This is a genomic window from Neisseria sp. P0009.S007 (assembly GCF_051962515.1).
The window spans coordinates 1-235 of record NZ_JBQCVF010001291.1 but is presented as its reverse complement, the minus strand read 5'-3'; the positions used below and the strand labels follow the sequence as shown (position 1 = coordinate 235).

The following is a 235-nucleotide window of genomic DNA, read 5'->3' as shown; positions in this document are numbered from 1 at the left end:
ACACGGCCTTGCGGCGGCAAGCGTTTGAGTACGGCTTCCACCAAATGCTCGGTTTCAGGACGGGGAATCAGCACATGGGGATTGACAGCAAAGCATCGTCCATAGAACTCGCGTTCGCCCAACAGATAGGCCATCGGCTCGCCTTTCAGACGGCGTTGTACCAAAGCCTCCAAGGTTTGCAGGGCAGATTCTGCCAAATCGTCCATACCGCGTGTAACCAGCTGCGCGCGCGTAT

1 pseudogene is annotated in these 235 nt (G+C 57.0%); it reads right to left on the bottom strand.

The window, feature by feature from the left end:
• Window positions 1–235, bottom strand: a pseudogene (locus ACTHS3_RS18660) (peptide chain release factor N(5)-glutamine methyltransferase); the annotation flags it as partial.